General features: G+C 63.7%; 1 pseudogene. It reads left to right on the forward strand.

Annotated features, from left to right (window positions below):
• Positions 1-872 (forward strand): annotated as a pseudogene (ccoG, locus tag I5M_RS17240) (cytochrome c oxidase accessory protein CcoG); the annotation flags it as partial.
• Positions 873-890 lie beyond the last annotated feature (18 nt).

Raw genomic sequence — 890 nt, forward strand, 5'->3', positions numbered from 1 at the left:
ACGACGGCCCGCTTTATCCCGCGCGCAAGCAGATTTTCCCGCAGAGCGTTCCGGCTCCTTTCCGCAGGACCAAATGGATCCTGATGGCGGTGTGCCTCGGCATCTATTATCTACTGCCGTTCGTGCGCTGGAACCGCGGTCTCGGCGCCCCCGACCAGGCGGTGCTGATTGATCTGGCCAACAACCGCTTCTATTTCTTCTTCATCGAGCTGTGGCCGCAGGAGATCTACTACTTCACCGGTCTCCTGATCGCCGCCGCCGTCACGCTGTTCCTGATGAACGCGCTCGGCGGCCGGGTGTGGTGTGGCTATCTCTGTCCGCAGACCGTGTGGACCGACCTGTTCTACGCCGTCGAACGCATGATCGAAGGCGATCGACGTGAGCGGCTGCGCAAGGCCGGTGAAGGCCTCACGCTTCAGCGCGGCGCCGAGATCGTGCTCAAGCATTCGATCTGGCTGATGATCGCCTGGTGGACCGGTGGCGCCTGGGTGCTGTACTTCGCCGACGCCCCGACGCTGGTCAAGGAATTGGTAACCTTCCAGGCGCCGATGCTGGCGTATATCTGGATCGGCATCCTGACCTTCACGACCTACACGCTTGCCGGCTTCATGCGCGAGCAGGTCTGCGTCTACATGTGCCCGTGGCCCCGCATCCAGGCGGCGCTGACTGACGAGTGGGCGCTCAACGTCACCTACAAGTACGATCGCGGCGAGACCCGCACCTCGCTCAAGAAGGCCGCACAGCTGCGCGCAGCCGGCGAACAGGTCGGCGACTGCGTCGATTGCAACCAGTGCGTGGCGGTGTGCCCGACCGGCATCGACATCCGCAACGGGCCGCAGCTCGATTGCATCCAGTGCGGCCTGTGCATCGACGGACTCTAGAGGACCCCG

Origin of the sequence: Rhodopseudomonas sp. B29, from assembly GCF_000333455.1 — a bacterium.
Lineage (GTDB): Bacteria > Pseudomonadota > Alphaproteobacteria > Rhizobiales > Xanthobacteraceae > Rhodopseudomonas.